The organism is Paenibacillus xanthanilyticus (genome assembly GCF_042682185.1).
GTDB lineage: Bacteria > Bacillota > Bacilli > Paenibacillales > Paenibacillaceae > Paenibacillus_Z > Paenibacillus_Z xanthanilyticus.
Genome location: NZ_JBHUHA010000002.1, coordinates 633763 through 657332 on the forward strand (window position 1 = coordinate 633763; position 23570 = coordinate 657332).

At 60.3% G+C, this 23570-nt stretch carries 22 protein-coding genes; 4 read left to right on the forward strand and 18 right to left on the reverse strand.

Annotated elements, in window-relative coordinates:
• Positions 1 to 87 precede the first annotated feature (87 nt).
• Positions 88 to 315 (forward strand): hypothetical protein, encoded by a 228-nt coding sequence (locus ACFSKT_RS19895; RefSeq protein ID WP_377776336.1) that lies wholly within the window; start codon positions 88 to 90, stop codon positions 313 to 315.
• Here ACFSKT_RS19895 and ACFSKT_RS19900 read toward each other — a convergent pair.
• The 3 genes from ACFSKT_RS19900 to ACFSKT_RS19910 form a co-directional block, all read right to left on the reverse strand.
• A complete protein-coding gene (locus ACFSKT_RS19900; protein ID WP_377718469.1) occupies positions 298 to 822 on the reverse strand; it encodes a DinB family protein in 525 nt (174 codons plus the stop codon). The two genes, ACFSKT_RS19895 and ACFSKT_RS19900, sit on opposite strands and share 18 nt — an antisense overlap.
• 92 nt (positions 823 to 914) lie before the next feature.
• Positions 915 to 2708 carry a sensor histidine kinase gene (locus ACFSKT_RS19905; RefSeq protein ID WP_377718468.1) on the reverse strand — a complete coding sequence of 598 codons (1794 nt, stop codon included), beginning with the start codon at positions 2706 to 2708 and terminating at the stop codon, positions 915 to 917.
• Position 2709: 1 nt separating this feature from the next.
• On the reverse strand, positions 2710 to 3441 hold the full coding sequence (locus tag ACFSKT_RS19910; protein WP_377718467.1) for a response regulator: 732 nt from the start codon (positions 3439 to 3441) through the stop codon (positions 2710 to 2712).
• Between the two features lie 201 nt (positions 3442 to 3642).
• On the opposite strand from ACFSKT_RS19910, the gene ACFSKT_RS19915 reads away from it, so the two are divergent.
• Positions 3643 to 4791, forward strand: coding sequence for a M23 family metallopeptidase (locus ACFSKT_RS19915; protein ID WP_377718466.1), 1149 nt, complete (start codon positions 3643 to 3645; stop codon positions 4789 to 4791).
• Between the two features lie 12 nt (positions 4792 to 4803).
• Positions 4804 to 5577, forward strand: coding sequence for an alpha/beta fold hydrolase (locus tag ACFSKT_RS19920; protein WP_377718465.1), 774 nt, complete (start codon positions 4804 to 4806; stop codon positions 5575 to 5577).
• A 119-nt stretch (positions 5578 to 5696) separates the two neighbouring features.
• Here the strand turns inward: ACFSKT_RS19920 and ACFSKT_RS19925 are convergent, their stop codons facing one another.
• Positions 5697 to 6497 (reverse strand): DUF2935 domain-containing protein, encoded by an 801-nt coding sequence (locus tag ACFSKT_RS19925; RefSeq protein ID WP_377718762.1) that lies wholly within the window; start codon positions 6495 to 6497, stop codon positions 5697 to 5699.
• A gap of 184 nt (positions 6498 to 6681) precedes the next feature.
• Positions 6682 to 7698 carry a cell wall hydrolase gene (locus ACFSKT_RS19930; protein ID WP_377718464.1) on the reverse strand — a complete coding sequence of 339 codons (1017 nt, stop codon included), beginning with the start codon at positions 7696 to 7698 and terminating at the stop codon, positions 6682 to 6684.
• An 887-nt stretch (positions 7699 to 8585) separates the two neighbouring features.
• Between ACFSKT_RS19930 and ACFSKT_RS19935 the strand changes: the two genes are divergently transcribed.
• Entirely contained in the window at positions 8586 to 10421 is a 1836-nt protein-coding gene (locus ACFSKT_RS19935; RefSeq protein ID WP_377718463.1) for a fibronectin type III domain-containing protein, read from the forward strand.
• A 211-nt stretch (positions 10422 to 10632) separates the two neighbouring features.
• Here ACFSKT_RS19935 and ACFSKT_RS19940 read toward each other — a convergent pair whose 3' ends face one another.
• The 13 genes from ACFSKT_RS19940 to iolE all read right to left on the reverse strand — a co-directional run bounded on the left by ACFSKT_RS19940 (position 10633) and on the right by iolE (position 23562).
• A complete protein-coding gene (locus tag ACFSKT_RS19940; protein WP_377718462.1) occupies positions 10633 to 11277 on the reverse strand; it encodes a hypothetical protein in 645 nt (214 codons plus the stop codon).
• A gap of 110 nt (positions 11278 to 11387) precedes the next feature.
• Entirely contained in the window at positions 11388 to 12932 is a 1545-nt protein-coding gene (locus ACFSKT_RS19945; RefSeq protein WP_377718461.1) for a PH domain-containing protein, read from the reverse strand.
• A complete protein-coding gene (locus ACFSKT_RS19950; RefSeq protein WP_377718460.1) occupies positions 12919 to 13401 on the reverse strand; it encodes a PH domain-containing protein in 483 nt (160 codons plus the stop codon). The genes ACFSKT_RS19945 and ACFSKT_RS19950 overlap by 14 nt, the downstream gene beginning before the upstream one ends.
• 138 nt (positions 13402 to 13539) lie before the next feature.
• Complete coding sequence (locus tag ACFSKT_RS19955; RefSeq protein WP_377718761.1) at positions 13540 to 14340, reverse strand: ABC transporter permease; 801 nt, start codon at positions 14338 to 14340, stop codon at positions 13540 to 13542.
• A gap of 19 nt (positions 14341 to 14359) precedes the next feature.
• Entirely contained in the window at positions 14360 to 15346 is a 987-nt protein-coding gene (locus ACFSKT_RS19960; RefSeq protein ID WP_377718459.1) for an ATP-binding cassette domain-containing protein, read from the reverse strand.
• Between the two features lie 231 nt (positions 15347 to 15577).
• Entirely contained in the window at positions 15578 to 15703 is a 126-nt protein-coding gene (locus tag ACFSKT_RS19965; RefSeq protein WP_377718458.1) for a hypothetical protein, read from the reverse strand.
• A 155-nt stretch (positions 15704 to 15858) separates the two neighbouring features.
• Positions 15859 to 16641, reverse strand: coding sequence for a CAP domain-containing protein (locus ACFSKT_RS19970; RefSeq protein WP_377718457.1), 783 nt, complete (start codon positions 16639 to 16641; stop codon positions 15859 to 15861).
• A gap of 182 nt (positions 16642 to 16823) precedes the next feature.
• Positions 16824 to 17831 carry a LacI family DNA-binding transcriptional regulator gene (locus ACFSKT_RS19975; RefSeq protein WP_377718456.1) on the reverse strand — a complete coding sequence of 336 codons (1008 nt, stop codon included), beginning with the start codon at positions 17829 to 17831 and terminating at the stop codon, positions 16824 to 16826.
• A 72-nt stretch (positions 17832 to 17903) separates the two neighbouring features.
• The gene (iolB, locus tag ACFSKT_RS19980) at positions 17904 to 18722 is read right to left on the reverse strand and encodes a 5-deoxy-glucuronate isomerase (RefSeq protein WP_377718455.1); all 819 of its coding nucleotides are present in this window, start codon (positions 18720 to 18722) and stop codon (positions 17904 to 17906) included.
• A 26-nt stretch (positions 18723 to 18748) separates the two neighbouring features.
• A complete protein-coding gene (gene iolG, locus ACFSKT_RS19985) occupies positions 18749 to 19771 on the reverse strand; it encodes an inositol 2-dehydrogenase (protein WP_377718454.1) in 1023 nt (340 codons plus the stop codon).
• A gap of 122 nt (positions 19772 to 19893) precedes the next feature.
• Complete coding sequence (locus ACFSKT_RS19990) at positions 19894 to 21351, reverse strand: CoA-acylating methylmalonate-semialdehyde dehydrogenase (protein ID WP_377718453.1); 1458 nt, start codon at positions 21349 to 21351, stop codon at positions 19894 to 19896.
• Positions 21352 to 21623: 272 nt separating this feature from the next.
• A complete protein-coding gene (iolC, locus tag ACFSKT_RS19995) occupies positions 21624 to 22640 on the reverse strand; it encodes a 5-dehydro-2-deoxygluconokinase (RefSeq protein ID WP_377718452.1) in 1017 nt (338 codons plus the stop codon).
• Positions 22630 to 23562, reverse strand: coding sequence for a myo-inosose-2 dehydratase (iolE, locus tag ACFSKT_RS20000; RefSeq protein WP_377718451.1), 933 nt, complete (start codon positions 23560 to 23562; stop codon positions 22630 to 22632). Before iolE ends, iolC begins: the two co-directional genes overlap by 11 nt.
• Between the last annotated feature and the right edge of the window lie 8 nt (positions 23563 to 23570).

Genomic DNA, 23570 nt, shown 5'->3' on the forward strand with positions numbered 1-23570 from the left:
GGAGGAAGGGTTAAATGCGCCGCTTGCAAAGCGGAAGGCTGCATTGACCCGGTTCTGTCGGAGGAAGCCGCCAGGCGCTATTTCGCCATGTTTAACCGCGAGCTGGCCCGCCTGCTCGCGCCGTCCGCGGCTGAAGCAGCGGAATCCCCGTCCCTTGACGAGTGGCTTACGCTGTTCTCTTCGGGCTGGCAGGACCGCTCCGAGCATCCGAAGCGACGAGCGAGGAGGGTTGACCGGCGCTGCTCCGCCCAACGTCAAGAAGACGCTGCCCGGAGCAGCGCCATCTTCGTCCATGCGTTATTTCAGAATACTTAAGTACGCCTTCCACGGACCGACGTCGCCGCGGTACCGCTTCGCCAACACGCGGGCGATTTGGGCCGTGTGGGTCAAATCGTGCACGGCCCATGTCGCGATCAACTCGCGCGCCTTCACGGGGCCGAATGCCGGATGCGTGCCTTGTCGCTCCAGCAGGTCCTCCGATGCGATCAGCTCTCGGAGGCGCTCGATATTGCGGACGCGAAGCACCTTGAAATCCACCAGCAGCCGATCCGCCCCGGAATCGGCTTGCCCGTTGTTCAAGTGCGCGAACCGGTCGAAAGGGGGGAAGGCGCCGGCTTCGCCATCTTGCAGCATGACTTCCAGCCGCGGTATCCAATTGGTCCGGTCAGCCTCGATCAGGTGCAGCAGCACCTCGACCGCGTTCCACGTCTCCTCGCCTTCGTTGGCCTTTAGCCAGCCGCCGGACAACCCGGCCAATAGACTCGCTAACATCGTCGGCGTCCGATCCAGAATTTCTACGGCTTCGTTTAGTTCGAACGTCATCGGCTCGTTCCCTCCCAACTAGACCATCTTCAAGCTCGTGACCATTATAGCGTCATGGAGGATGTCCACCACCGCGAACCGGCGTAAACGCCTCATGTCGCATCCGCCGTACGAATCAGATCGCGACCGCTCCGGTCCCAAATGAGGCTAACGACGGTCCCTCGCCCTGGCTCGGACCGTACTTCGATCCTCCCGCCCATCGCCTGCACAAGCTCCTTGGCGACCGCCATGCCCAGACCGCTGCCTTCGGAGCCGATCTCCGTATTGAGCCCGCGATAGTAACGCTCGAATAACCGCTCGACGGTCTGCTCATCCATTCCACGGCCATTATCCGCAAAATCGATGCGCCAGCTTCCGTCCCTCGCGTCTTGCGTCATCGCGATGCGCAGGAGGGTATCCGGCGGATTGTGCAGAAACGCATTCGCGACGAGATTATCGACGATGCGCTCGAACCAGGGCTCGTGCAGCTCCGCCCGTACAGGCGACGAGGGCACAGAACAGTGCACCCTGCCGCCGTCATACCCGGGCTGCCCGATGGCGCGGGCGACCGCATGCTCCAGCAAGCCGCGAGCATCCAGCTCCTCGAAGACGACGGGCATATCTCCGCTTCGCAGCCTGTACGTCAGCGACAAATCGTTGATGAGCTTATCCATATACTCCGATTTCTCCAGGATGATCGACGCGAACTTGCGGATCTCGTCTTCCGTCCAGCTGTATTTGTCCGCGGCCATCAGGTGGGCATAGCCTTGGATCGAAGCAAGCGGCGTCTTCATGTCGTGCGTTACCCCGGCGATCCATTCTTCGCGGGTGCGCTGCGTGCGCTCCGCCGCGTCCTTGCCCGCGCGAAGCGCGCGCGTCAGCGATTCGAGCGACTCGAACACTTCGCCAAATATCCGGTTGCGGCGCTTGCGTGCGTCCTTCTTGCGCAGAGCGAAACGCCGCCGCTTCGGACGCGCCGGGGACGGCTCCGCATAATTGCCGCCGCCCAGACGCCGGATCGCGCCGAGAATCTGGATAAGCGGAGTACCGAACCGATTGGCGTACCAAATCGACAGCACGATGAAGAGCAGCAGCGCGCTAAGCAGAAAAGCGGCCAAGCCCGCAATCATCACCTGCGCCTCGGGCATCATGCCCGGTATCGGCATCGCGTGCCGACGCGCCTCGCTCATCGGATATTGATACACCCACGTGTAGCCCGTCCGCTTGTCATAACGCGTATCCATCAGCGCGCCGACGCCGTCGTTATTGACGCTCTGAAGCGCCAGATCCTGCAGCAAATAGGTCGTTGGCGCTCCATCCGGCCGCCCCCATGCCGCTAACTCGCGCCCTTCCCGATCGAGCACCTGTACCCATCCGTCGCGTTGACCGAGCATCGCGAGCGTCGCCTCCGAGAAGGACAAGCTGCCGCCTTCCAGCTTGCCGTCATCGATCAGCCGTCCGAGCAGATCCTCGGTCGGCGACCGCGCGCCGTAGAGCAGCGTGTACGTGACGCCGTCTTTCTCCTGAATCCATAATCCGAGCCGGTACGGATACGGTTCGCTGCCGATCCAATAATCCATCAATTGCCCAGGCAGATACCGATCGGGAAGATCGTCCGGCGCGTTGAACGACTGAATGACATTCCCGTGATCGTCCAGACTTTGCAGCCAGCCGCCGTCCTCGCGCAGCCGCTCCAACAGCACGGGATCGGCGATCAGTCCGCTGGCGTCCGTCCGCGACTCCGCGATCAGTCTGGAGATGCCGGTCGGCGCGAAGCTGCGCCGGATCTCAATCTCTTCGAGCCTCGCCAAAATCCATATGACGATGACGACCGCCAGCACGACGAGCAGCGCGCCCGCTCCCACCAGCTGCAGGCTGAATCGAACCGCCAGCCTTCTACGGACCATATCAGCGCGCTCCTTTGGGCCGGATCAGCTTGTAGCCGATGCCGCGCACGTTAACCAGATACTCCGGCTTCGACGGGTTGCGCTCGATCCGCTCGCGAATGCGGTGAACATGGACCATGACCGTGTTATCGTCGGCGATCGACTCCTCGCCCCAGACGCGCTGGTAGAGCTCGCTTTTGCTGAACACGCGGTTCGGGTGCTTGCATAGGAACAAGAGGAGCTGGAACACGAGCGCCGGGCAGTGCGACGGCTCCCCGTCCACCGTCAACGTTGCCTGCGCCTCGTCTAGCTGGAACCGGCCGAAGTCGTAACGTCCTGGCGGCGGCATCTCCTCTTGCGCGGGCTGCGGCTGCGTCTTCGGTTGCAAATATCGGCGCAGCTGAGCCTGTATTCTGGCCACTACTTCAAGCGGATTGAACGGCTTCGTAATATAATCGTCGCCGCCGACCGCGAACCCCGACAGCTTGTCGAAATCCGAGGAACGCGCGGTCAGGAAGAAGATCGGCGCATCCGTCGTGCTGCGAATGAACGGACAAATATCCAGTCCGCTCCGTCCGGGCATCATGACGTCAAGCAGCACCAGATCATAGCGGGTACGCTCGCAGGCGGACAAGGCCGCTTCTCCGTCATGCGCCAAATCGACATGCGAGAAGCCTTCTTTACGAAGCACGGTGGCCATCATGTCCGCGATCGCGCGTTCGTCGTCGACGACGAGAATTTTCGCTTCTTTCATTTTCATCACCCGACAATAAGAATAGATAAGAGATACTAGTATTGTATCGCACTTCCAGCTCATGACAATCTTACCTTTACCTTAATTGTCCTTTTTGCCAGGCTGCAAAAGTTAAGGCTTCGTTCATCCTCCGTTGGAGGGGGCGTAAGTTTGAGGCGTTATACTGGGTTCAAACTTGCAAGAGAAGGAGGACGCGCCATAATGAAGACGAAACGGCTATCGCCGTCTTTTAGGGGCGATACGCGTTACAAATGGCTGTATTTCCGTAAACCGAGGAACATGCTTGTGCGCGCCGGCAAATCCGCGATACTGCTGCTCGCGACCGGATTGCTGCTGGCTGGCTGCGCGGAAGTGAGCGGACCCACGAAGGAGGAGAAGACGCTGAACGAACAGGAGCAAACGACGGAGCAAGCGGTCAACGGTGCGCAGGAAGGCGATGGAGATGGCAAGAAGGAAGCAACGAAAGAAACGTTGCGGCGAATCGGCGGCAAAGACATCGCGAACCGTTTGCTGGCCGGCGAGTATGAGCGGATGTATGCCCAGTTCAGCGACGATCTCAAGAAGGCGGTGACGCTCGATCAGTTTCGTTCCATGGGGAAGCCGTTTACCGCGAACATTGCAGCCTTCGAGCTGACGAGCGCTATGCGGCTGAACGGGTATGAGCATTTCGTATGGGCGAATCCGGAGGGGACGAAAGGACTGCGCGCGACGCTCGACGATACGTCCACGATCGCCGGCATTCAAATTCTGGAGCATCCGGCCTTCCCCGCGACCGACACCGCCTACTCGAAGACAACGTTTCGGCCGCCGTTCGAGGGCGATTGGCTCGTGTTCTGGGGCGGGCACAATACATTCCTGAATTATCATTACGAATATGAGCCTGTCCGCTACGCCTTCGACCTGATTATCGAGCGGGACGGCTTCAGCTATGAGGGCGACCCGGCCAAGAACGAAAGCTATTTCGCATTCGGGCAGAACGTCTTGGCGCCGGCGGACGGCGTTGTGGTTGCGGTCGTAGACGGCATCCCCGATAATGAACCTGTAGGCCAAATGAACGAAGCGCATCCGGCGGGCAACATGATCCTCATCCGCCACGAGAGCGGCGAATACAGCATGATCGCCCATTTCAAGAACGGTTCCATCGTCGTCCAAGAGGGCGATCGGGTACGGGCCGGACAAGTGATCGGGCAATGCGGGAACTCGGGGAATTCCTCCGAGGCGCATATCCATTTTCAAGTGTCGCCGCCATCGAAGGCGGAAGAGATTGCGACAACCATTCCCGTCTCATTCCAGAGCGGCGCGAAGCCCGTGCGCGGCGATACCCTTACCGGCGCGAAGCCATCCCCCTAACGAGGTGCCTTGATGAAACCCATTGTAAAGTCGAAATTGCAAACCAGCGCGGGCACGATCGAATACGCCCTATCCGGCGAAGGCTCGCCTGCCGTTATTCTGATCAATGGCGGCAGCGGGCCAATCGAAGGCTGGATGCGGACGTTTCATGAGATGGCCGGCCAAACCCGCACGCTCGCGTACAATCGGCTCGGCGTCGGCGGCAGCGCCAAGCCTGACCGCCCGCAGGATGGCCAGACGATTGTGTCGACGCTTCGCGAGCTGCTGCAGAAGCTCGGCATCTCGCCGCCCTATGTGCTCGTCGGCCATTCGCTCGGCGGGTTGTACGCCAATCTGTTCGCACGCCTGCACCCGGAGGAAATTGTGGGCGTCGTGCTGCTTGAAGCCAGCCATCCGGAGGATTTGGTTATCAACCAGACGCAGGGAGCGGTCGTCAAAGGATTAAACCGGGTGCTCGGCATGTTCGACCGCTTCTTCCCCGAGCGCCAATGGTCGGAGACGCACTTCGTCGACGAAACGGCGAAGCAGATCGCCGCGGCCGGCCCCTTCCCCGACGTGCCGCTCATCGTCCTCTCCGGCGGCAAGCGGCCGCCGATGATGCCGGAGGCGGCGTATGCGATCCGTCAGCGCAACCAGCTGGATTACGCGCGTATGAATAGCCATGGCCAGCAGCGTATCGCTTTCGGCAGCGGGCACTTCCCCCAAATGACGGAACCCGAGGCAGTCCGGAAGGCCGTCGCCGATTGCGTCGAGGCCGCGCGGGATCGGAGCCGAACGCCGCATTAGAGACGCGCGCCATGCATGCCGAATCCAGCGAGACGCGGGTCGGTAATCAGAGCTTCCACACCTTCACGCCAAAGAGGCTGCCCTACGCTGGCAGCCTCTTTCGTCCTGCTGTTTTCGTCTTAACCCAACTGATGCCGATCCGGCACCGGTTTGCCCGTCAAGCTGTTCTCGAACATGTCGATAATAAACAGGAAGTGCTCCGCTTCCCGAAATACGTGGTCCGCCAATAAAGGATGAATGATGCTCTTGATTCTACACGCTTCGATTAGCTCGCGAGCCGTTTTCTTGAAATCCCGAAGCGACTTGACCGACACTCTGTTCTGGTCCAAAAATTGATCCAGCAGCGGCAGTGTCTGCGATTGCGGGCGCATGGACTCCAAGTCTCTGGCTTGGAACAGAAGCTGGTCGAATTCTTGACTAAAGTTGTTCGCCTGCTCAATCAGCTTCCGCTCCGAAGGGTCGAGCAAATGGCTGATGAACTTCGCATGGTCCGCCATGATTCGCAAGAAGAACACGTTCTCGTCAATGATCGCATCCGGCAGCGGCTCCAGCCTGCCGGTATTGAGTTCCGCCAGCCGATTCCTAAAGTAGTTGGCCTCCCTGCTCACGTGATCGACCAATAAGGGAAAATTGTTCGCCCCCGGAAGCTTGCACGTGAGGATCAAACCGAGCACCTTTCTTTTGAACACCCAGATGTGCGATACCGCTTGATGGACTTCTTCGTTGAATCTTTTGATCACAGCAGGATCCGTGTCGAATGTGAAAGCGTGCGCCTTATTTTCGATGTTTTCGAATACCGCGTAAAATCCGTTCGCCTCCTGGATCAACTGCGTATCCTCGCATCGAAATCCGAGCTTCAGAAATAATGAATGCTCTTTCATAATGCGCGACCAAAACCGTACTTCTTCTAGTGAACGCATGACAAACCCGTTTGTCAGCAAGCCGCATCCCTCCTTCGCTTCTCCCCCATTCGTATGGCTGCCTGCTTGATCAATATACCTTTCTTGACGCCTTCCTCCACCGTTTCTCGTTCTTTTTCTCCCTATTTGGGCTGCGCATCACGCAAAAAATCCGCCGCAGCCTCTAGGCCGCAGCGGACTCTTCTTATTGCGCGAAACTATGATTGCCGATCGTCGCTATGACGTCCATGCTGGAAAAATACGATCCTTTGGCGCGGGCGGGATTGAAGAAATAGACCGCATCTCCGACGATGTTCTTCCCGTTCAATGCGTCCTTCGCGGCCCGATATGCGCTCGCGTGCGGCTTGCTCTTGTCGAGCAGACCGTTGTGCGCTGGCGGGAACTGCTTGCCGGCATAGATGACGCCTTTAATCGTATCCGGAAATGCCGAATGGTTCACCCGGTTCATAATGACATTCGCCACGGCCAGTTGACCCTCGTAGCTCTCGTACCCGGCTTCGACCATCGTAATCTTGGCCAGCAGCGTCAGGTCCGCCTCCGTGTAGGGAGCAGCCGGCTTACTCAGGAACGACGGAAAGACGACCTTCAACTTCGTCCCGTTCTTCGCTGCAGCCTGGGAGATCAAGCCATTGCGCTTGACCAGCTGGGCTGCGCTATAGCCCGTTTCCTTGCTAATCTCGTTCAACCCGTAACCGTCCGCTACGACCTTCTCCGCTTCGACGGTAATTTCGATCGCATCGCCATCCGCGCTGCTCTGGAAGCTGCCATGGAGCAGCTCCGACAACTCGCGAAGCGGCGCATACAGCCTGCCGTCCCGCGTGAATGGAAGCGCATCCATCCGATAGCGTGTGTCGTTGAAATATACGACCGGAACCCCGTTGCCGAGCACGACCTTGTCATTGACTGCCGTATGTATGGTTAATTCTTCATTATCCTTATCCCAGCTTGTGTCCGCTCCGGCCAATGCGGCGATTCTAGCCGCCGGCAGATACATTCTGCCGCCTTGCACCAGGACGGGATCGGACAGCTTCGCCGACTTGCCGTTCACCTTGATCGTTGCTTGATGCTCCATTGCCGCTTCCGCGGTGGATATGACGCTCATCGGACCGAAACATAGCAGAAGTAACCCCAGAACCATGACGCTCATCATCCAAATCGTTGACTTGCCTTCTCTGATCATGTGTACCTCCCCGTTCTTCATGATGTACTCTAACTCCCGGGCGTGCTTCTCTCGGAAATTATAGCATAGCCCACCGGCGCCGTAGGATTAACATCTTCTCAGAATTAACGGTTTCTTGACTTGATTTTATGAAAAACTCCTCATTTTAGGGGGGTTGCAGCCATAGAATTCCTCTCAGGGCTGCCCTCCCCCACCCCCTCCGCCAATGCTGTCAGGATAAGGAGGCTCCGCCCCTTTAACCCGAGTTTTATTGCTCCCTCCCCCTTCCCCCTCCGCTGAGGGGAACCAAAGGGCTTCACCCTCTGGACTCCCTTTTCGTGCTGACGAGTTGGGTCGCGGTTGGCGTGGCGGTTAGAGATTGGCACGCATTTGTCCTAACGGACAAAGCTTCAGTGGGTGTTGAAGTCCGTCCTATCAACTATAGGCCACAAGTGGTTTCAGTGGACGTTTTACCTTAACCTGACAGCATTGCCCCCTCCGCCGAGGGGGCTCTAAAGCAAATGCTTCCGAAGTGCGCTTTCCGTTTGAAAGCGCTCAGGACTCCGCCCTCTGGACTCCCTTTTCGTGCTGGCATGATGGCTGATAGTTGGCGGAGGCGTTCGAGCGAGGCACGCTTTTGTCCTTGTGGACAAAGCTTACTTTGTAGCACCGCCCTTACCGGAACGTCGATGAAACGAAATTTTCCCCCGGTGCACTGGAAACTTCCCCCTTCAACAACCATCCGTAGAAATGGAAAATTGAGATAGGTGGCATTCGGGTGACGTTCCTAGCCCTCATTCACTTGATCCCCGCATTTGCGCCGGAGAGGAGGCCTGTCCCGCCAGCATTAAGCAAGCCGCAGACTGATTGGCCTGCAATATTGTAAGCGCTTCATAAATGAGTCCAATTCCGGTTAGGAGGTCTATGTTATGCGCGCATTCCGTTTCAGACGCACGATCGGCATTTTATCTCTTGCCGCCTCATTATTGGCCGCAAGCTTACCCGTCGCCGTAATCGCCCCGTCTACCGTGCCGACGGCTACGGCCGCCCCGGCCGGCGGCTACAAAATCGTCGGCTATTGGCACAACTTCGACAACGGTTCAGGCTTCGTTCGTCTGCGCGACGTCTCGCCGGATTTCGATGTCGTCAACGTCTCGTTCGCCGAGCCCTCCGGCGCGGCGGGGAATATCGCCTTTACGCCCTTCAATTATACGGAGGCCGACTTCAAAGCGGACGTCGCCTATTTGAAGAGCAAGGGCAAGAAGGTCATCATCTCTATCGGCGGCGCCAACGGTCAAGTGCAGCTGACGACGACTGCCGCGCGCGACGCGTTCACAAGCTCCGTGAAGGGCATTATCGAGAAATACGGCTTCGATGGGCTGGACGTCGATTTCGAAGGCCATTCGCTCTACCTCAATAAAGGGGATGCCGACTTCCGTAATCCGACGACGCCGGTCATCGTGAATCTGATCGACGCGCTGAAGAGCATCAACGGTTATTTCGGGACGGACAAATTCACGCTGACGATGGCGCCCGAGACATTCTTCGTCCAGCTCGGCTACCAGTTCTACGGCGGCAGCTGCATCAGCTGCGACACGCGGGCGGGCGCCTATCTGCCGGTTATCCACGCCACGAGGGACATTCTGGATTGGCTGCAGGTGCAGAACTACAATTCCGGGCCGATTATCGGCCTCGACGACCAATACCACACGATGGGCAGCGCCGATTTCCACGTCGCGATGGCCGATATGGTGCTGACCGGCTTCCCGGTCGCGAAGAACGCGAACCACTTCTTCCCGCCGCTTCGGCAGGAGCAGGTGCTGCTCGGGCTGCCGGCCAACAACAACGCAGGCGGCGGCTTCACGCCGGTCGCCGAGGTGCAGAAGGCGCTCGACGCGCTGATCAAAGGCAAGCAGCTGGCCAGCTACAAGACGCGCGGAAGCGCAACCGGCTACCCGAATATGGGCGGCCTGATGACCTGGTCGATCAACTGGGACAAATTTAACAACTTCGAATTCTCGTCGAAGCACCGCGCTTATCTGAATGCGATCGTCCCGCCGGCGCCGGATACGCAGGCCCCGAGCGCGCCTGCCGGTCTGGTCTCCACGGCGAAATCGTCCTCGACCGTCTCGCTCGCTTGGAACGCGGCAACCGACAACGTCGGCGTCACCGGCTACACCGTGAAGTACGGCTCGGTCTCGAAGGAGGTCATCGGCACGTCGGCTCAGATTACGGGTCTTGCGCCGGATACCAACTACACGTTCACCGTCGCGGCGAAGGACGCCGCCGGCAATGTCTCTCCCGCCAGCAGTCCCTTGACGGTCCGCACCGAAGTCGTCTCGTCGGATCAGACCGCGCCGTCGACGCCGGCCAATTTGATCGTGACGGCCAAATCCTCCACCACCGTGACGCTCGGCTGGAGCGCGTCCTCTGACAACATCGGCGTGACCGGCTATACCGTCGCATATGGCGGCGTATCGACAAACGTCTCCGGAACGGCCGCGACGCTGAGCGGCTTGAACCCGGGCACGGCGTACACGTTCTCCGTCACGGCGTTCGATGCGGCCGGCAACCGATCGGCGGCGGCCGTTGTCAGCGCGACGACGGATACAGCCGGAGCGCGCCCGTGGGCCGCGGGCGTCAGCTACAAAGCAGGCGACGAGGTCACCTACGGCGGCAAAACGTATTCCTGCCGGCAGCCGCATACGTCGCTGCAAGGCTGGGAACCGCCGAACGTCCCGGCGCTCTGGCTGCTTAAGGCGTAGTCGGATACCGTCGCAAAACTAACGAAGGGGGCCGGCGCCGGCCCCCTTTCAAATATTCCCTTTCATGCCGCTTCGCCATTCCATCCCCCAGCGCTCCGCTTCGTTCCTGGGTTACGCTTGCTCACATCTGCCCACGGATGACCACGTGGATGATGCCCCCGTCGCCAAACATCCCCAAATAAAAAACACGCCTGTGCGGCGTGTTTCCCGGTTATGATTCCAGCCCGTGTTCTTTGCGAATATTGTATAACCCTTGAATGATGATTTCCGACGGATCCCGGTTAAGGAGCATTTGCGTCAGCAGCAGATGGAGTGGAACCGCGCACACGTTGTTGCCGTCCTTGATCTCCGGGAAGCCTGATTCAAATACCGGACCGTATTCGTTGTGCCACTGCAGCCCGACGTGAACGTCCAGCCCTTCGAACTCCTCTTTCACCGCCGCGATGCATTGCGGCACAAGCACGTTGTCGATCATCGCTTTCGCTTCGTCTTCATTGGCCGGAGGTCTTGGCAGCATTTTGCCGCCAGGGGTTTTCATGAGCTCATAGAAGAAGGAAGCCAGCCACGAGGCGGGATCCTTGCCCGATTGGAATCGAGCCACCAGCTCGCGAAGCAAAAAGCCGGTCACGTACGCGTTGTCCGAATCGTCCTTCACTTGATACATGAACACCGGTCCGTAAACCTCTTGGTTCACGACTTGTCCTTCGACATCCTCGAAGTGCGTCTTCAATGCGACAAGGCCGTTATGGAAAACCGCCCTTACCAGCTCGCCTAATTGCTCTTGCGCTTTGGCCGCTTGATCTTGCTCTTGCTCTTGGTTTTCCGCGATTTCTTCGTTCGTCGTTTCCTTATTCATCGTCTGCTTCACCCGTATTCCAGTATAGCACCGGACCGATCAAGCCGTCTAGCAAGCGCTAACAAACTTTGACCTGCCGTGCCCGATATTGGAAAACTTCCGCCGCGGTCCTAACGACGCGACAGGAAGCGCAAGATCGCTTCCGCCTGCGGCTTCGGCAGGTGCGCGATGTCCGCCGGCTTGCCCGCTTGGCCCGAAGCAAGCGTCACCTTCAGCGAAGCGGTGCCGCGTGTGCGCTGGAACGGCGTCTCGGTCATCCGGTACCACTGAACGCGACGTCTTGGCATCAGAATGCGGTGGCGTGCGAACAAGCCTTTGCGTATGGCTAGCTGGTCGCCATGCATCGCCCAACCGGTCTGCCGGTAAGACAGCTCGCCCGCCAACCAGGCGAAGGCCGGCAGGAGCAGCGCCAACCAGCCGAAGCCGCCGGGTATCCAGATCATCGCCGGCATCGCGAGCAGCCCGCAGATGAACGCGGGAATGAAGACATAGTGCCGCCTCGCCGATCGATCCAGGACGGACCATTCTCTTTGATAAACATAGGCGGGCAGGAATCGGGCCAGAAAATCGGCTGCATGCGCTTCTTTCATCAACGGGAACAACACCGTCGTTTTCTCGTTATTCTCTTGCGCGCCCGCGATAATTAATCGGATCGTAACTAAGCCGAACGGTCTTCGCAGGGCATGATCAATGAGATGCACCGCTTGAATCCGGTCCCGGCGAAGCGTGAACTGCTTGCGCTCCAACAATCCCTTGGCGATATGAAGCTTCTCGTCATGCAGCCTCACCTCGAAGCCGTAATCGGTCAAGTAGGTCGCCGCCACCGCCACCAGCCAGCACAAGAATAGGAGAAGCATCGCCGCCAGGCCGATCCCTAACGCACCGAGCCGATGCGCGAAGAAGTCCCATGCGGCCGAATCGGCCAGCCAACTATCCCACAGCTTTCCCATGCCGCCGGCGGCCAGCAGCAGTATGACCCCGAATTTGTCCGTCGTCGTGCTGTGCAGCAGCAGCTCTTGTCTGCTCAGCGTTCTCGCGATAACCGTCGTTTCGCTCCCGGCAGCCTTGCCCGAGTGCGAGGCGGGTAACGCCGAATATCCCGGCGCGGCTGGGGTCGGCGTCGGCTCCGCTTCATGGTGCTTTTGCTCGCGGCCATCACTCGCGCCTGCAGACGGCGCGAACCCGAGCGCGATTCGAATTCGCTCGGCCTCAGCCCGCGTGACGCTGCTGAACATCGCCTCAGACTCCGAAGCGCCCGCATTTTCCAGCCGCAAGCTGACCAAGCCGAACATCCGGTCATATACGGCCGCTTTCGTATCCAGCGATTGCACGCTCTCTTTCGTAATCCACAGCCTCTTCTGAACCCAGAGCCCATGCTCCGCATAGATGCCGTCGGCATCGATTCGGTACATGAATTTGCGCCAGCGCAGCCAAGCGATCCCCACAAGCAGCAGTACGGCTCCCCCGGCCAAGACGGACGCGACGACCAGCCGGCTCGCGCCGGGACCGAACACTTTCGGCGCGGTAATCGCGAGGACGGGAATCAGCGGCAGCCAGCCGTAAAGCTCCTTGACGCCTTTGCTCACGAAATACAGCATGGATATGGGATGCAGACGTCTAGCCTCTCCCGCCGCCTGTTCGTTAGAGCCGCTCATCGGCAATCCTCGCTTTCACGGCGATGTGCCTGCGCACGCGATCTGCGGTCTGCTCGGCCAGGGCCGGGATTTTATGGCTGCCCGCGGCCGTCGAGAAGGTGATCGCGAATAAGCCGTATTTGCGCATGATCGGTCCCTGCTTCGCATCCACGTGCTGAATTTTGGCATAAGGGATCATCGTCCTGCGACGGAACCACAAACCGTGATGCAGCTCGATCTCTTCCTCGTGAAGCGCGTAGCGCCAAGTCCGGTATGCGAGCTGGGGCGCGATGAAGATCTCGACCAGCATCGCCGCCGCGGCCAACGCGCCGGCAACCGCCGCAATCCACCACGGCCAGCCGAACCGGACCGTCAGCGCGACGAGCGCCAGCGCGAGCGCCGCGTAGACCGCCGATGCAATGGCGCCCGCCATCTTGTTCGCTTGCGTCACTCTCTTATCGAGCCTATCCCATGAAGTCTCTTCCGCCATGTCTCCCTCTCCCCTTCCCGCCATCGAACGTTCGCTTATCGTTCAATCAATTGTAATACGGCCGAGTCGCCCAAACAATTCAAGTTACGTCGTCGGCATGCCAAAAAGCGCAGCCCGAACAGGCTGCGCTTGCGATGGTTAGGTCCGCTTCATATAAGCCCTTACCGTAAGAGGCGCGAAGATGGCCACGATCGCGGCGGCCCCGATCAGCGCAATGGCTAGATCCGATCCGGCCGTGCCCGCATTCGTCAAATCCCGGACGGCCGAGACGAGATGGGAGATCGGGTTGATGTTGACGAACCACTGCAGCCAATTCGGCATCGTCTCGACCGGCACGAAGGCGTTCGAGAGGAATGTCAGCGGGAATAACACCAGCATGGAAATCCCTTGGACGCTGGATGCCGTGCGGGCAATGACGCCAAAGAACGCGAAGATCCAGCTGACCGACCAGGAGCAGACGATCACGAGCAGCCCGGCGAGCGCCACGTGGTCGAGCCCGCCCTCCGGACGATAGCCCATGATGTAGCCCATCGCGAACGTCAGTACCGTCGCGATCGTGTAGCGGATCGTATCCGCCAACAGAGCGCCCGCGAGCGGTGCGATGCGCGCGATCGGCAGCGATTTGAACCGGTCGAACACGCCTTTGTCCATATCCTCCCGCAGTTGGACGCCGGTGACGATCGAGGTGCCGATGACGGTTTGCACGAGAATACCGGGAATAATGACGGGCAGATAGCTCTGCACGTCGCCGGAAATGGCGCCGCCGAAGATATAGGTGAACATCAAAGTGAAGATGATCGGCTGCAGCGTGACGTCGAACAGCTGCTCGGGCGTGCGCTTGATCTTCAGCAAGCCCCGGTAGGCCATCGTCAGCGAGTGGCGGATCGTCTGCCGAAGGCTCGCGCGCTGGCGCAGCGGCCGGGACGCGCCGGCCGTCATAGTCGTTGTTTGATTCATGTTAGTTCCCCTCCGCTCTGGTTGTATCCGCAGCTGTCGCGCCATGCCCGGTAATGGTGAGGAACACTTCATCCAACGTCGGCTTCTGCACGCTCATCTCCGCCAGCTTGATCCCGCTCTCGCGCAGCTCCATCAGGAGATCCGTCACTAGGTCGGCGTCCGCCATCGGCGCGGTGATCGTGCCTGCCTCCGGCGCGAGGCTGGACGGCACGCGCAGCACCCGCTCCACGATGTCGCGCGCCGTCTCCAGCTCCTCTCGCCGATGGACGCTCAAGTGCAGCGACGACGTACCGACCGAAGCCTTCAGCTCATCCACCGTGCCTTCCGCGACGACATGCCCCCGGTCGATGACCGCGATGCGGTCGGCCAGCTGGTCGGCCTCCTCCAAATATTGCGTCGTCAGCAGCACGGTCGAGCCCGTCTTCACGAGCCTCCGGATCGTCTCCCACATTTGGGTCCGGGTGCGCGGATCGAGGCCCGTCGTCGGCTCATCCAAGAAAATAAGCGGCGGCTGCGCGATCAAGCTGGCCGCCAGGTCCAACCGACGCCGCATCCCCCCGGAGAAATTCTTGAGCGGACGCTTCGCCGCCTCCGTCAGGCCGAACTCCTCCAACAGCTCCATCGCCTTCTTCCGCGATTCCGCGCGCCCCAGCCCGAGCAGCCGCGAGAAAATGATTAAATTCTCGGTCGCGCTCAGCGACTCGTCGACGGACGCGTATTGACCCGTCACCCCGATCAGCTGCCGGACGATATGCGACTCCGTGGCCACGTCTCGGCCGAAGATCCGGGCTGAACCCGCATCCGGGCGCAGCAGCGTCGCCAGCATGCGGATCGTCGTCGTCTTGCCCGCCCCGTTCGGGCCGAGCACGCCGTAGATCGAACCCGTCTTCACGTGCAGATCGACGCCGTCCACCGCGCGGTTGTCGCCGAACGTCTTGACCAGCCCGCGCGCTTCCACCGCCCATTCCCCTTTGTGTACCTGTACCATCTTGATTCCTCCTGTTTGCCGTTGATAAGGCGATCTTAACGGGCGAATTTAAACGGAAGTTAAACAGATCGGAGCCCTCAACCTTCAATGTACCTCAAGAAGGGATTTCCCGGTTCAGTCTGGAGGCGGAGGCCAGAGGGGCAAATGGGCAGGCTTGGACGGTTGCCCATGCAAAAAAGCCATCTTTAGAAAAGATGGCGATCGCACGTTTGAATGCCGAAGGTCGCGTGTTCAATTGAATATGCGCGCCAGTACCTTGAACGCGCCTCGGATGAGCACTTCGATGACGATCTCCGCCCAAAAGTCATGAAACCAGCTGGTTTTGTCTGCTCTCCGGCGCTTCTTTCTGCGTCTCATCCGCTCACCCCCTGTCGTCAATATGACTATTTTACGGATGTGAATGCTGCTCGTTCCGGGGAGATTAGCCGGCCATAGCAAAAGAACGCCGAGTCAGCACGAAAAACAGCCACGTCCTTGTTGGACGTGGCTGTCGTCGTGATCGAGACCGCTAACTATCCGATAAATTGCTGTACCCATTCGCCCTTGTAGTAGGCGATGCCGATTTGCGTGTAGCCGTTCTTCAGGATGTTGGCGCGATGCCCCGGGCTGTTCATCCATTGGGTCATCACTTCCTGCGGCGTCCGCTGACCTTTCGCGATATTCTCCCCCGCCGTCCGGTATGTGATGCCGAACGCTTTGATCATATCGAACGGAGAGCCGTATGTCGGCGACTGGTGGGAAAAATAGTTGTTGTTGTGCATATCCTGCGCCTTGGCCATAGCCACTTTTGACAGCGACGCGTTCATGCTGAGCGGCTTGAGCCCCGCGTTCGCGCGTTCCTTGTTCACAATGGTCAGCACTTGCTGCGCAAATTGGGACGCGTCGGCTGCCGGTTGTTGAGCCGCTGGTTGCTGTGCGACCGGCTGCCGGACAGCGGGCTGCCGGACGGCCGGCTGCTGCGTCTTCGTGCCCGTCGGCCACCCCGTCATCGGCTGACCGCTTCCATACGGTCCGCCGGCCGGATATTGACCGGTCCAGTAGGTCGCCCCGTTGGGTAGCTGGCCTTGCCCGATGCGAACAGTAATGCCCGGCAGCTGCTTCGCGCGCAGCGATCCTTGGCCGCTGCCGCCTTCCAACGCAATGGACGAAGCCTGATTCATGCTGCGCGATGGGGCTGCGCTGTCCTGCGTCTCGATGGTTCGAACCGGATCGACCGATTGCTGTTCCGGCGTCGCGTGATCGCCGGAACAGCCGGCAGCGAGGAGGAGGGCGGCCAGTACGATACTTTTTTTCATTATTCGATCTCCTTAAATCCATAATTGGATTGCGATTTAAGGCTTTGTTTAATCGGGATGAATTATGCCGCTCCGGCCATGGAATGATAAGCCATACGGGACAGTATTGCGGATAGCTCAAGACAAAACAAACAACCGCATTCTCGCGAACGCGGCTGTCAATCATATTCGGATTCGGCTGACTATTCGTCCCCTGCCCATGCCGCCGACGACTGCCGAATCGACAGCGCGGGCGGCAGCACGATTCGCTCGGACCGCATATCGGGTTGTTCGATCAGGCGGACCAGCACTTGAACGGCCGCCTGCCCCATCCGATCGATCGGCTGCGCGACCGTCGTCAGCGGCGGATCGGTCACGGAGGCAAGCACCGTATCGTCGAAGCCGACGATCGAACAGTCGTGCGGAATCCGAAGCCCAAGCTCTTTGGCCGCCCGCAGCGCGCCGATCGCCAGCATGTCGTTGCAGCAGAAGATCGCGGTCGGGCGATCGCCCTGCCGTAGAAGCTCCAACGCGCGGTGCATGCTTTCTTTCATGCCGCTAATCCGCACATCGGTCTGATCGAAGGCGATACCGGCAGCGGTCAGCGTATGTCGGAACCCTCGCACGCGTTCGCGGCTGCTGCTTACCGATTCCTCCTCGGCCAGAACGGCGAGCCGCCGATGTCCGAGCGCAATAAGGTGCTCCGCCGCGGCCGCGCCTCCCGCGTAATCGTCCACGACGACGGACGGCACTTGCGCGGTTGGGAATTCCCGGGATATAAAGGCGATCGGAACCCCGCCGTGCAGCAGCGGGTCCAGCACGGCCAGCTCCTTCATCCCCGTGCCGATAATCACCCCGTCGACGTTCTTCTGCCGCAGCAGCTCGGCGTAATGCTCGACTTTCTCGTCCTTGTTATCCGTACTGCATATGAAGACGCTGTAGCCGTGCCGCTGCCCCTCGTCTTCGACCGCTCTTGCGATCTCGGCGAAGAAGGGATTCGAGATGTCCGGCACGAGCAGCCCCAGCGCAAATGTCTTCTTGCCGGTAAGCGCGGAAGCGATCATGCTCGGCTTGTAGCCCATGCGCACCATGATCCGCGTGATTTCTTCGCGCCGTTCCCTGCTGATTTTCCCTTTGCCATTAATGACATGGGATACGGTCGCGATCGATACGCCGGCTTCTTTGGCAACGTCATATATGGTCGCTTTCATGCTTTACGCTCTCCATTCGCCGGTAATCGGTTACAGTTCCATTATGCGCGCAAAAGAGACCGCTTTCAACGATTATCTGGCCGACTGCGGCGGCATCAGCCACGCATGGTCCGGATCGTTGTAGAACTTCCACGTGCGCGTCGGTCCGGCCATGACATTCAAGTAGTAGACGTCGTAGCCCGGCGGCGCCGACACGGGATGATACCCCTTCGGCACGAGCACCGCCTGCCCGTCGGCGACGGCCAGCGTCTCATCCAGCGAACGATCGTCGGTATAGACGCGCTGCACTGCGAACCCCTGGACGGGATTCGTATGGTAATAATAGGTTTCCTCCAGCAGCGATTCCTCGGGCAGGAAGTCGCGGTCATGCTTATGCGGCGGATAGCTCGACCAATGCCCGCCGGGCGTGAACACCTCGACGACGAGCAGGCTGTCCGCCGGCTCGCTCTCCGGCAGAATATTGTGCACGAGCCGGGCCATATTGCCGCTGCCCCGGTGCTCGACGCCGACCTGCGCCGGCGCGATCAGACGTGCTTCGCGTCCGCCCCCTCCCGGAGCCAGACAGATGGCAAGCTCCAGCTCCGTCAGCGCCGTTACGTTGTAAGCATCGCCGCTGGGCACGTAGACCGAGTAAGGCGGGATTTGCTCGAAGACGCTCATCCGCTCGCCGATGCCGCTCCAGGTCGCGCCGCTCGTCGACACGTCCGCCTTGCCGCTCACCAGCACCAAGCATGCTTCTTGATCGCCGGTCGCACGATGGAGCGACTGCCCCGGCACCAGCTTGAACACCTCGAATCCGACGTAATTCCAGCCCGCGGATTCCGGCGTGATCGATAGTATGCGCCCGTCCAATCCGGGTTCGGATTGTGCAGGTACGATTAAATTAGCCATTGGGCGATTCACTCTCCGTTCCCTAATTATGCGAGCGAGGTCAGCTCCGCCAGCTTCACCGGCCTGCCCAGCTTCACGGATTCCTTAGCCGCCCGGGCGATCAGCTCCGCCTGCAGCCCGTCGAAGCCTTCGACCGCGAGCGGCCGGTCATGCCGTACGCTGTCGATGAATTGTCTCGTCTCTTCGATGTACGCGTCATTGTAGCGCTCCAGGAAGAAATGCAGCGGCTTGTCGCGGCTTACTCCAGCCTCATCGCTGACGACGACCGTGTTCGGGTAATCGTTGTCGGCGGATAGCGCGCCCTTGGAGCCGAACACCTCGACGCGCTGATCATACCCGTAGGCGGCGCGGCGGCTGTTGTCGATGACCGCCATCGCCCCGCTGGCGAAGGTAAGCGTCGTGATCGCGGTGTCGAGATCGCCGTATTCGGCGAAGACCGGATCGACTAGCACCGCGCCTTGCGCGAAGACGGTCTCCACTTCGCTGCCCGCCAAGAAGCGCGCCATGTCGAAGTCGTGAATCGCCATGTCCATGAAGATGCCGCCGGATACTTGAATGTAGGCCGCGCTCGGCGGATTCGGATCCCGCGACGTGATTTTGATTAAATGCGGATCGCCGGCACGCCCCTGACCGACCAGCTCGCGCAGCCGCATGAAGTTGTGGTCAAACCGGCGGTTGAAGCCGATCTGCAGCTTCACGCCAGCCTTGCTGACCGACTCGAGCGCTTCCCGCGTCCGGTTCACGTCCATGCTGACCGGCTTCTCGCAGAAAATATGCTTGCCCGCTTCCGCCGCCTGCACGATCAGCGGCACGTGCGTGTCCGTCGAGGAGCAAATGAAAATCGCGTCGATCCCCGGATGTCCGATCAGCTCCGCGCTGTCCGTCGTCACGAGGCCGATGCCGCGCTCGCTCGCCCACGCCCGCAGCTCCTCGCCCGCGAACAGATCGCTGACCGCGACGACCTCCGCGTCTGCCATGCGAAGCAAATTGTCGGCATGGATCTTGCCGATGCGCCCCGCGCCGATAATGCCTACTCTCACCTTGCCCATGCTGCCGCTCCTCCCAATCCGGCGCGTCGCGCCATCGCGAGCGCGCCCGTTCCTCGTTTATTTTGACGTATACGCCGGTTGTCGTTCGTTGGTTGACGTCGTTGCGTGTTCGTAGAACTCGACTACCAGCGCGCCGTGACCATCTTCTTGCGCGTGTAGAATTCGACGCCGTCCGTACCGTTGGCATGGAGGTCGCCGTAGAACGACTCCTTCCAGCCGGAGAACGGGAAGAACGCCATCGGCGCGGGTACGCCGAGGTTGATGCCGAGCATGCCGGCGTCGATCGTCTCGCGGAATTGGCGTACGTGACTGCCGTTCTGCGTGAAGAGGCACGCTCCGTTGGCGAACGACGAGCGGTTCGCGATCTCGATCGCTTCGTCCAGCGTGGCGGCGCGCATGACGGAGAGCACCGGCGCGAATATCTCGTCCTTCCAGATCTTCATCTCGCAGCTGACATGATCGAAAATCGTCGGTCCGACGAAGTAGCCGCCTTCGCTCGCCGCGGCGTCCTTGCGGCCGTCTCGCAGCAGCGTCGCGCCTTCCTGCTCGCCCGCCTCGATGTAGCCCAGCGTCCGCGCCTTATGGGAATCGCGAATGACCGGTCCGAGGAATACGCCTTCTTCCAACCCGTTGCCGATCGTGATGGCGTCCGCCGCCTCCTGCAGCTTCGCCACGAGCGCATCCGCGACCTCGCCGACCGCGATGACGACCGCGCATGCCATGCAGCGCTCGCCCGCCGAGCCGAATGCGGCGGTCACGATCTGGTTGACGGATGCATCGAGGTCGCAATCCGGCATGACGATCGAATGGTTTTTGGCGCCGGCCAGCGCTTGGACGCGTTTGCCGTTGGCCGTGCCGTTCTTGTAGACATACTCGGCGACCGGCTGCGAGCCGACGAAGGATACCGCGGCGACGTCCCGGTTCTCCAGGATGCCGTTCACGACGTCATGCGCCCCATGGACGATGTTCAGCACGCCCGCCGGCAAGCCGGCTTCCGCGAACAGCTCCGCGAGCCGGGCCGCCAAGAGCGGCGTCCGCTCCGACGGCTTCAGCACGAATGCGTTGCCGCAGGCGATCGCGAGCGGGAACATCCAGCACGGCACCATCATCGGGAAGTTGAACGGCGTAATGCCGCCGACAACGCCGATCGGATAGCGGTACATGCCCGATTCGAGGTTGGAGGCGATATCCGGCAGTTGCTTGCCCATCATGAGCGACGGCGCGCCCGCCGCGAATTCGACGCATTCGATGCCGCGCTGCACTTCGCCGTACGCCTCGGTGTAGCTTTTGCCGTTCTCCCGCGTAATGAGGCGCGCCAGCTCATCCCAATGGTCGACGAGCAGCTGCTGGTACTTGAACAGCACGCGCGCGCGGCGCGGCACCGGCGTCTTGCTCCAGCTGCGGAACGCGTCCTTCGCGGCGGCGACCGCTTCGTCGAGCTCTTCGCGGGAGGAGATCGGCACGTGGGCGAGCACTTCTTCAGTCGCCGGATTGTAGACCGGCTCGGTGCGACCGGAACGGGACGGCACCCATTGGCCGCCGATGAGGTTGTTCAAGGTTTGGACGGTTGCGTTGGTCATTGGTGGTTCCCCGCTTTCGTTGAAATAATATTTCTAACAAGGATTTCGCTACGCATCTGGGGGTGATCTTATGATCGCTGTTGTTCACGGACTCCATGAATGAATTAGCAAAGGGGGGAGTCCGTGAACAAAGGCGAACGCCGCAGGTGATTGGTTTGAGCTTCCATCCGGGTAGCGCAGCATTCACCTTTGCTTCTCCAGATTCACCCCCGCCTGCTTCGCGCCTTGTTCTCAATCTCAAATTCAACTTCGCTATTTATTTAGTTAGTAAGTTAGTCATTCGTAATCTCGCCCCTCAGACAGCGCTCGATATGTTCATGCACCTGCGGCGCCTTGGGCATCGCGTCCGAACAGCTGTGGCTCGAGATGACGATGCACGCCGCGGCGCTGCCGAACTCCATGCTGGCGCTGATCGTCCAGCCCTGCATGAGTCCGTACAGGAAGCCGGCCGCGTAAGAGTCGCCCGCGCCGAAGGTCTTGACGACCTTGGCCGGGAAGCTTCTTGCCCGGTGGGAGTCGCCGTCCTTCGTGTAGGCGATGGAGCCGTCCTTGCCGTGCTTGATGATGACGATGTTGGCCGAATGGTCGAACCACTTCGCCGCCGTAATATGGTCGTCCCGCTCCGGGTTGTTCCCGAGGCGCTCCATCATGTCGAACTCTTCCCGCGTCCCGATGATGATGTCGCACTTCTCCGCCGCGAGGTTATAGTAGACCGCCGTCTCTTCGTCGGATGTCCACGTGTATGGCCGGTAATCCAGATCGAAGGCGATGACGGCGCCGTGTTTCTTGGCGTACTCCAGCGCTTGGAACACCGCTTCGCGCGACGGGCTCTTCGCCAGCGCCGTGCCGGAGATGAGCAGCATCTTGGCGCCTTGGATAAGCGCTTCCGGCACTTCGCCCGCTTCGAGCAGCAGGTCGGCGACGTTGTCCCGGTACATCAGGATGCTGCAATCCGTCGGACTTTTGATCTCCGTGAACGCGAGCCCCGTAACGGCCCCCGTCCGGTCGATCGAGACGCCCGAGGCGTCGATGCCTTCCCGCTCGAGATAACCGGTAATGAACCGGCCCATCTGGTCGTTCGCTACTTTGCCGATAAAGCCGGTCTTCAGCCCGAGCCGGGACATGCCGATGCAGATGTTCGCCGGCGAGCCGCCGACGTACTTAGTGAACGTGATGGTCTCCTCCATCGGCCGGTTGATCTCGTTGGCGTTCAGATCGATGCACAATCGGCCGATGGCGACGAAATCGAGCGGCTTCGCCGCATTGAACGCGATGGCGTTATTGGTCATGGTCGGCTCCTTCCCGCCCGCCGACCGGAATCAGCGTGTCGATATAGTCCAGCGCCTTGCGCGCATATTCATAGGCCGGATGAAGCGCCGGATCCTGCTCGCCCTCGAGCATCGCCCAGCCGTCATAACCCCGCTCGACCAACTCCCCGACGATCGGCGCGAAGTCGATACAGCCGTCGCCCGGCACCGTGAACACGCCCTTGCGAATACAGGTGACGAAATCAGCGCCCTCCGCGCGAGCCTCGGCCAGCACGTCCGGGCGGACGTCCTTGAGATGGATGTATGCGATGCGGTCGTAATACTTGCGCAGCACCTGCAGCGGGTCGGCACCGCCATAATAGGCGTGCCCGGTATCGTACAGGAGCCAGACAAGCGAAGGATCGGTCAACGCCATCAGGCGATCGATCTCCTCGCCAGACTCCACCACGGTGCCGCCATGGTGGTGGTACGTCAGCTTCATGCCGTATTCGCGCGCGATGCTGCCGGCCGCGTTCAGCCCTTCCGCCAAGGCGCGCCAGCCGGCGTCGTCGAGACGGAGCACCTCCTTCTCGTTCGGCGTACGGCGAGGATCAAAGTGGAGCGAGCCGCCGACCTCCGCCGTGCTGATGACCTTGCTGCCCATGCCGCTCAGAAATTCGCAATGCGCCCGGTAAGCCGCCAGCTCCTGCTCCCGGTACGCGGGGTCGGACAGCAGGACGGATTTCCACTGGGAGACGAGCTGAATGCCCCGAGAATCGAGCTCCTGCCTCAGCACCGCCGGGTCCTGCGGATATTTGCGCCCCATCTCCGTGCCGGTTAATCCCAGCCGCCGAATATCGTCCAAAATCGTCTCATACGTCGTATCCGCCCCATGCTCGCGGACGTCCTCGCCCACCCAGTTAATCGGATGAACGCCGATGCGGAAAGGTCGTTTGTCGCTCATGCCTGCTT

Excerpts from the sequence above, each read along its gene's own strand:
- ACFSKT_RS19895 (WP_377776336.1), top strand. The coding sequence starts at position 88 with ATGTTTAACCGCGAGCTGGCCCGCCTGCTCGCGCCGTCCGCGGCTGAA.
- ACFSKT_RS19900 (WP_377718469.1), bottom strand. The coding sequence starts at position 822 with ATGACGTTCGAACTAAACGAAGCCGTAGAAATTCTGGATCGGACGCCG.
- ACFSKT_RS19905 (WP_377718468.1), bottom strand. The coding sequence starts at position 2,708 with ATGGTCCGTAGAAGGCTGGCGGTTCGATTCAGCCTGCAGCTGGTGGGA.
- ACFSKT_RS19910 (WP_377718467.1), bottom strand. The coding sequence starts at position 3,441 with ATGAAAGAAGCGAAAATTCTCGTCGTCGACGACGAACGCGCGATCGCG.
- ACFSKT_RS19915 (WP_377718466.1), top strand. The coding sequence starts at position 3,643 with ATGAAGACGAAACGGCTATCGCCGTCTTTTAGGGGCGATACGCGTTAC.
- ACFSKT_RS19920 (WP_377718465.1), top strand. The coding sequence starts at position 4,804 with ATGAAACCCATTGTAAAGTCGAAATTGCAAACCAGCGCGGGCACGATC.
- ACFSKT_RS19925 (WP_377718762.1), bottom strand. The coding sequence starts at position 6,497 with ATGCGTTCACTAGAAGAAGTACGGTTTTGGTCGCGCATTATGAAAGAG.
- ACFSKT_RS19930 (WP_377718464.1), bottom strand. The coding sequence starts at position 7,698 with ATGAAGAACGGGGAGGTACACATGATCAGAGAAGGCAAGTCAACGATT.
- ACFSKT_RS19935 (WP_377718463.1), top strand. The coding sequence starts at position 8,586 with ATGCGCGCATTCCGTTTCAGACGCACGATCGGCATTTTATCTCTTGCC.
- ACFSKT_RS19940 (WP_377718462.1), bottom strand. The coding sequence starts at position 11,277 with ATGAATAAGGAAACGACGAACGAAGAAATCGCGGAAAACCAAGAGCAA.
- ACFSKT_RS19945 (WP_377718461.1), bottom strand. The coding sequence starts at position 12,932 with ATGAGCGGCTCTAACGAACAGGCGGCGGGAGAGGCTAGACGTCTGCAT.
- ACFSKT_RS19950 (WP_377718460.1), bottom strand. The coding sequence starts at position 13,401 with ATGGCGGAAGAGACTTCATGGGATAGGCTCGATAAGAGAGTGACGCAA.
- ACFSKT_RS19955 (WP_377718761.1), bottom strand. The coding sequence starts at position 14,340 with ATGACGGCCGGCGCGTCCCGGCCGCTGCGCCAGCGCGCGAGCCTTCGG.
- ACFSKT_RS19960 (WP_377718459.1), bottom strand. The coding sequence starts at position 15,346 with ATGGTACAGGTACACAAAGGGGAATGGGCGGTGGAAGCGCGCGGGCTG.
- ACFSKT_RS19965 (WP_377718458.1), bottom strand. The coding sequence starts at position 15,703 with ATGAGACGCAGAAAGAAGCGCCGGAGAGCAGACAAAACCAGCTGGTTT.
- ACFSKT_RS19970 (WP_377718457.1), bottom strand. The coding sequence starts at position 16,641 with ATGAAAAAAAGTATCGTACTGGCCGCCCTCCTCCTCGCTGCCGGCTGT.
- ACFSKT_RS19975 (WP_377718456.1), bottom strand. The coding sequence starts at position 17,831 with ATGAAAGCGACCATATATGACGTTGCCAAAGAAGCCGGCGTATCGATC.
- iolB (WP_377718455.1), bottom strand. The coding sequence starts at position 18,722 with ATGGCTAATTTAATCGTACCTGCACAATCCGAACCCGGATTGGACGGG.
- iolG (WP_377718454.1), bottom strand. The coding sequence starts at position 19,771 with ATGGGCAAGGTGAGAGTAGGCATTATCGGCGCGGGGCGCATCGGCAAG.
- ACFSKT_RS19990 (WP_377718453.1), bottom strand. The coding sequence starts at position 21,351 with ATGACCAACGCAACCGTCCAAACCTTGAACAACCTCATCGGCGGCCAA.
- iolC (WP_377718452.1), bottom strand. The coding sequence starts at position 22,640 with ATGACCAATAACGCCATCGCGTTCAATGCGGCGAAGCCGCTCGATTTC.
- iolE (WP_377718451.1), bottom strand. The coding sequence starts at position 23,562 with ATGAGCGACAAACGACCTTTCCGCATCGGCGTTCATCCGATTAACTGG.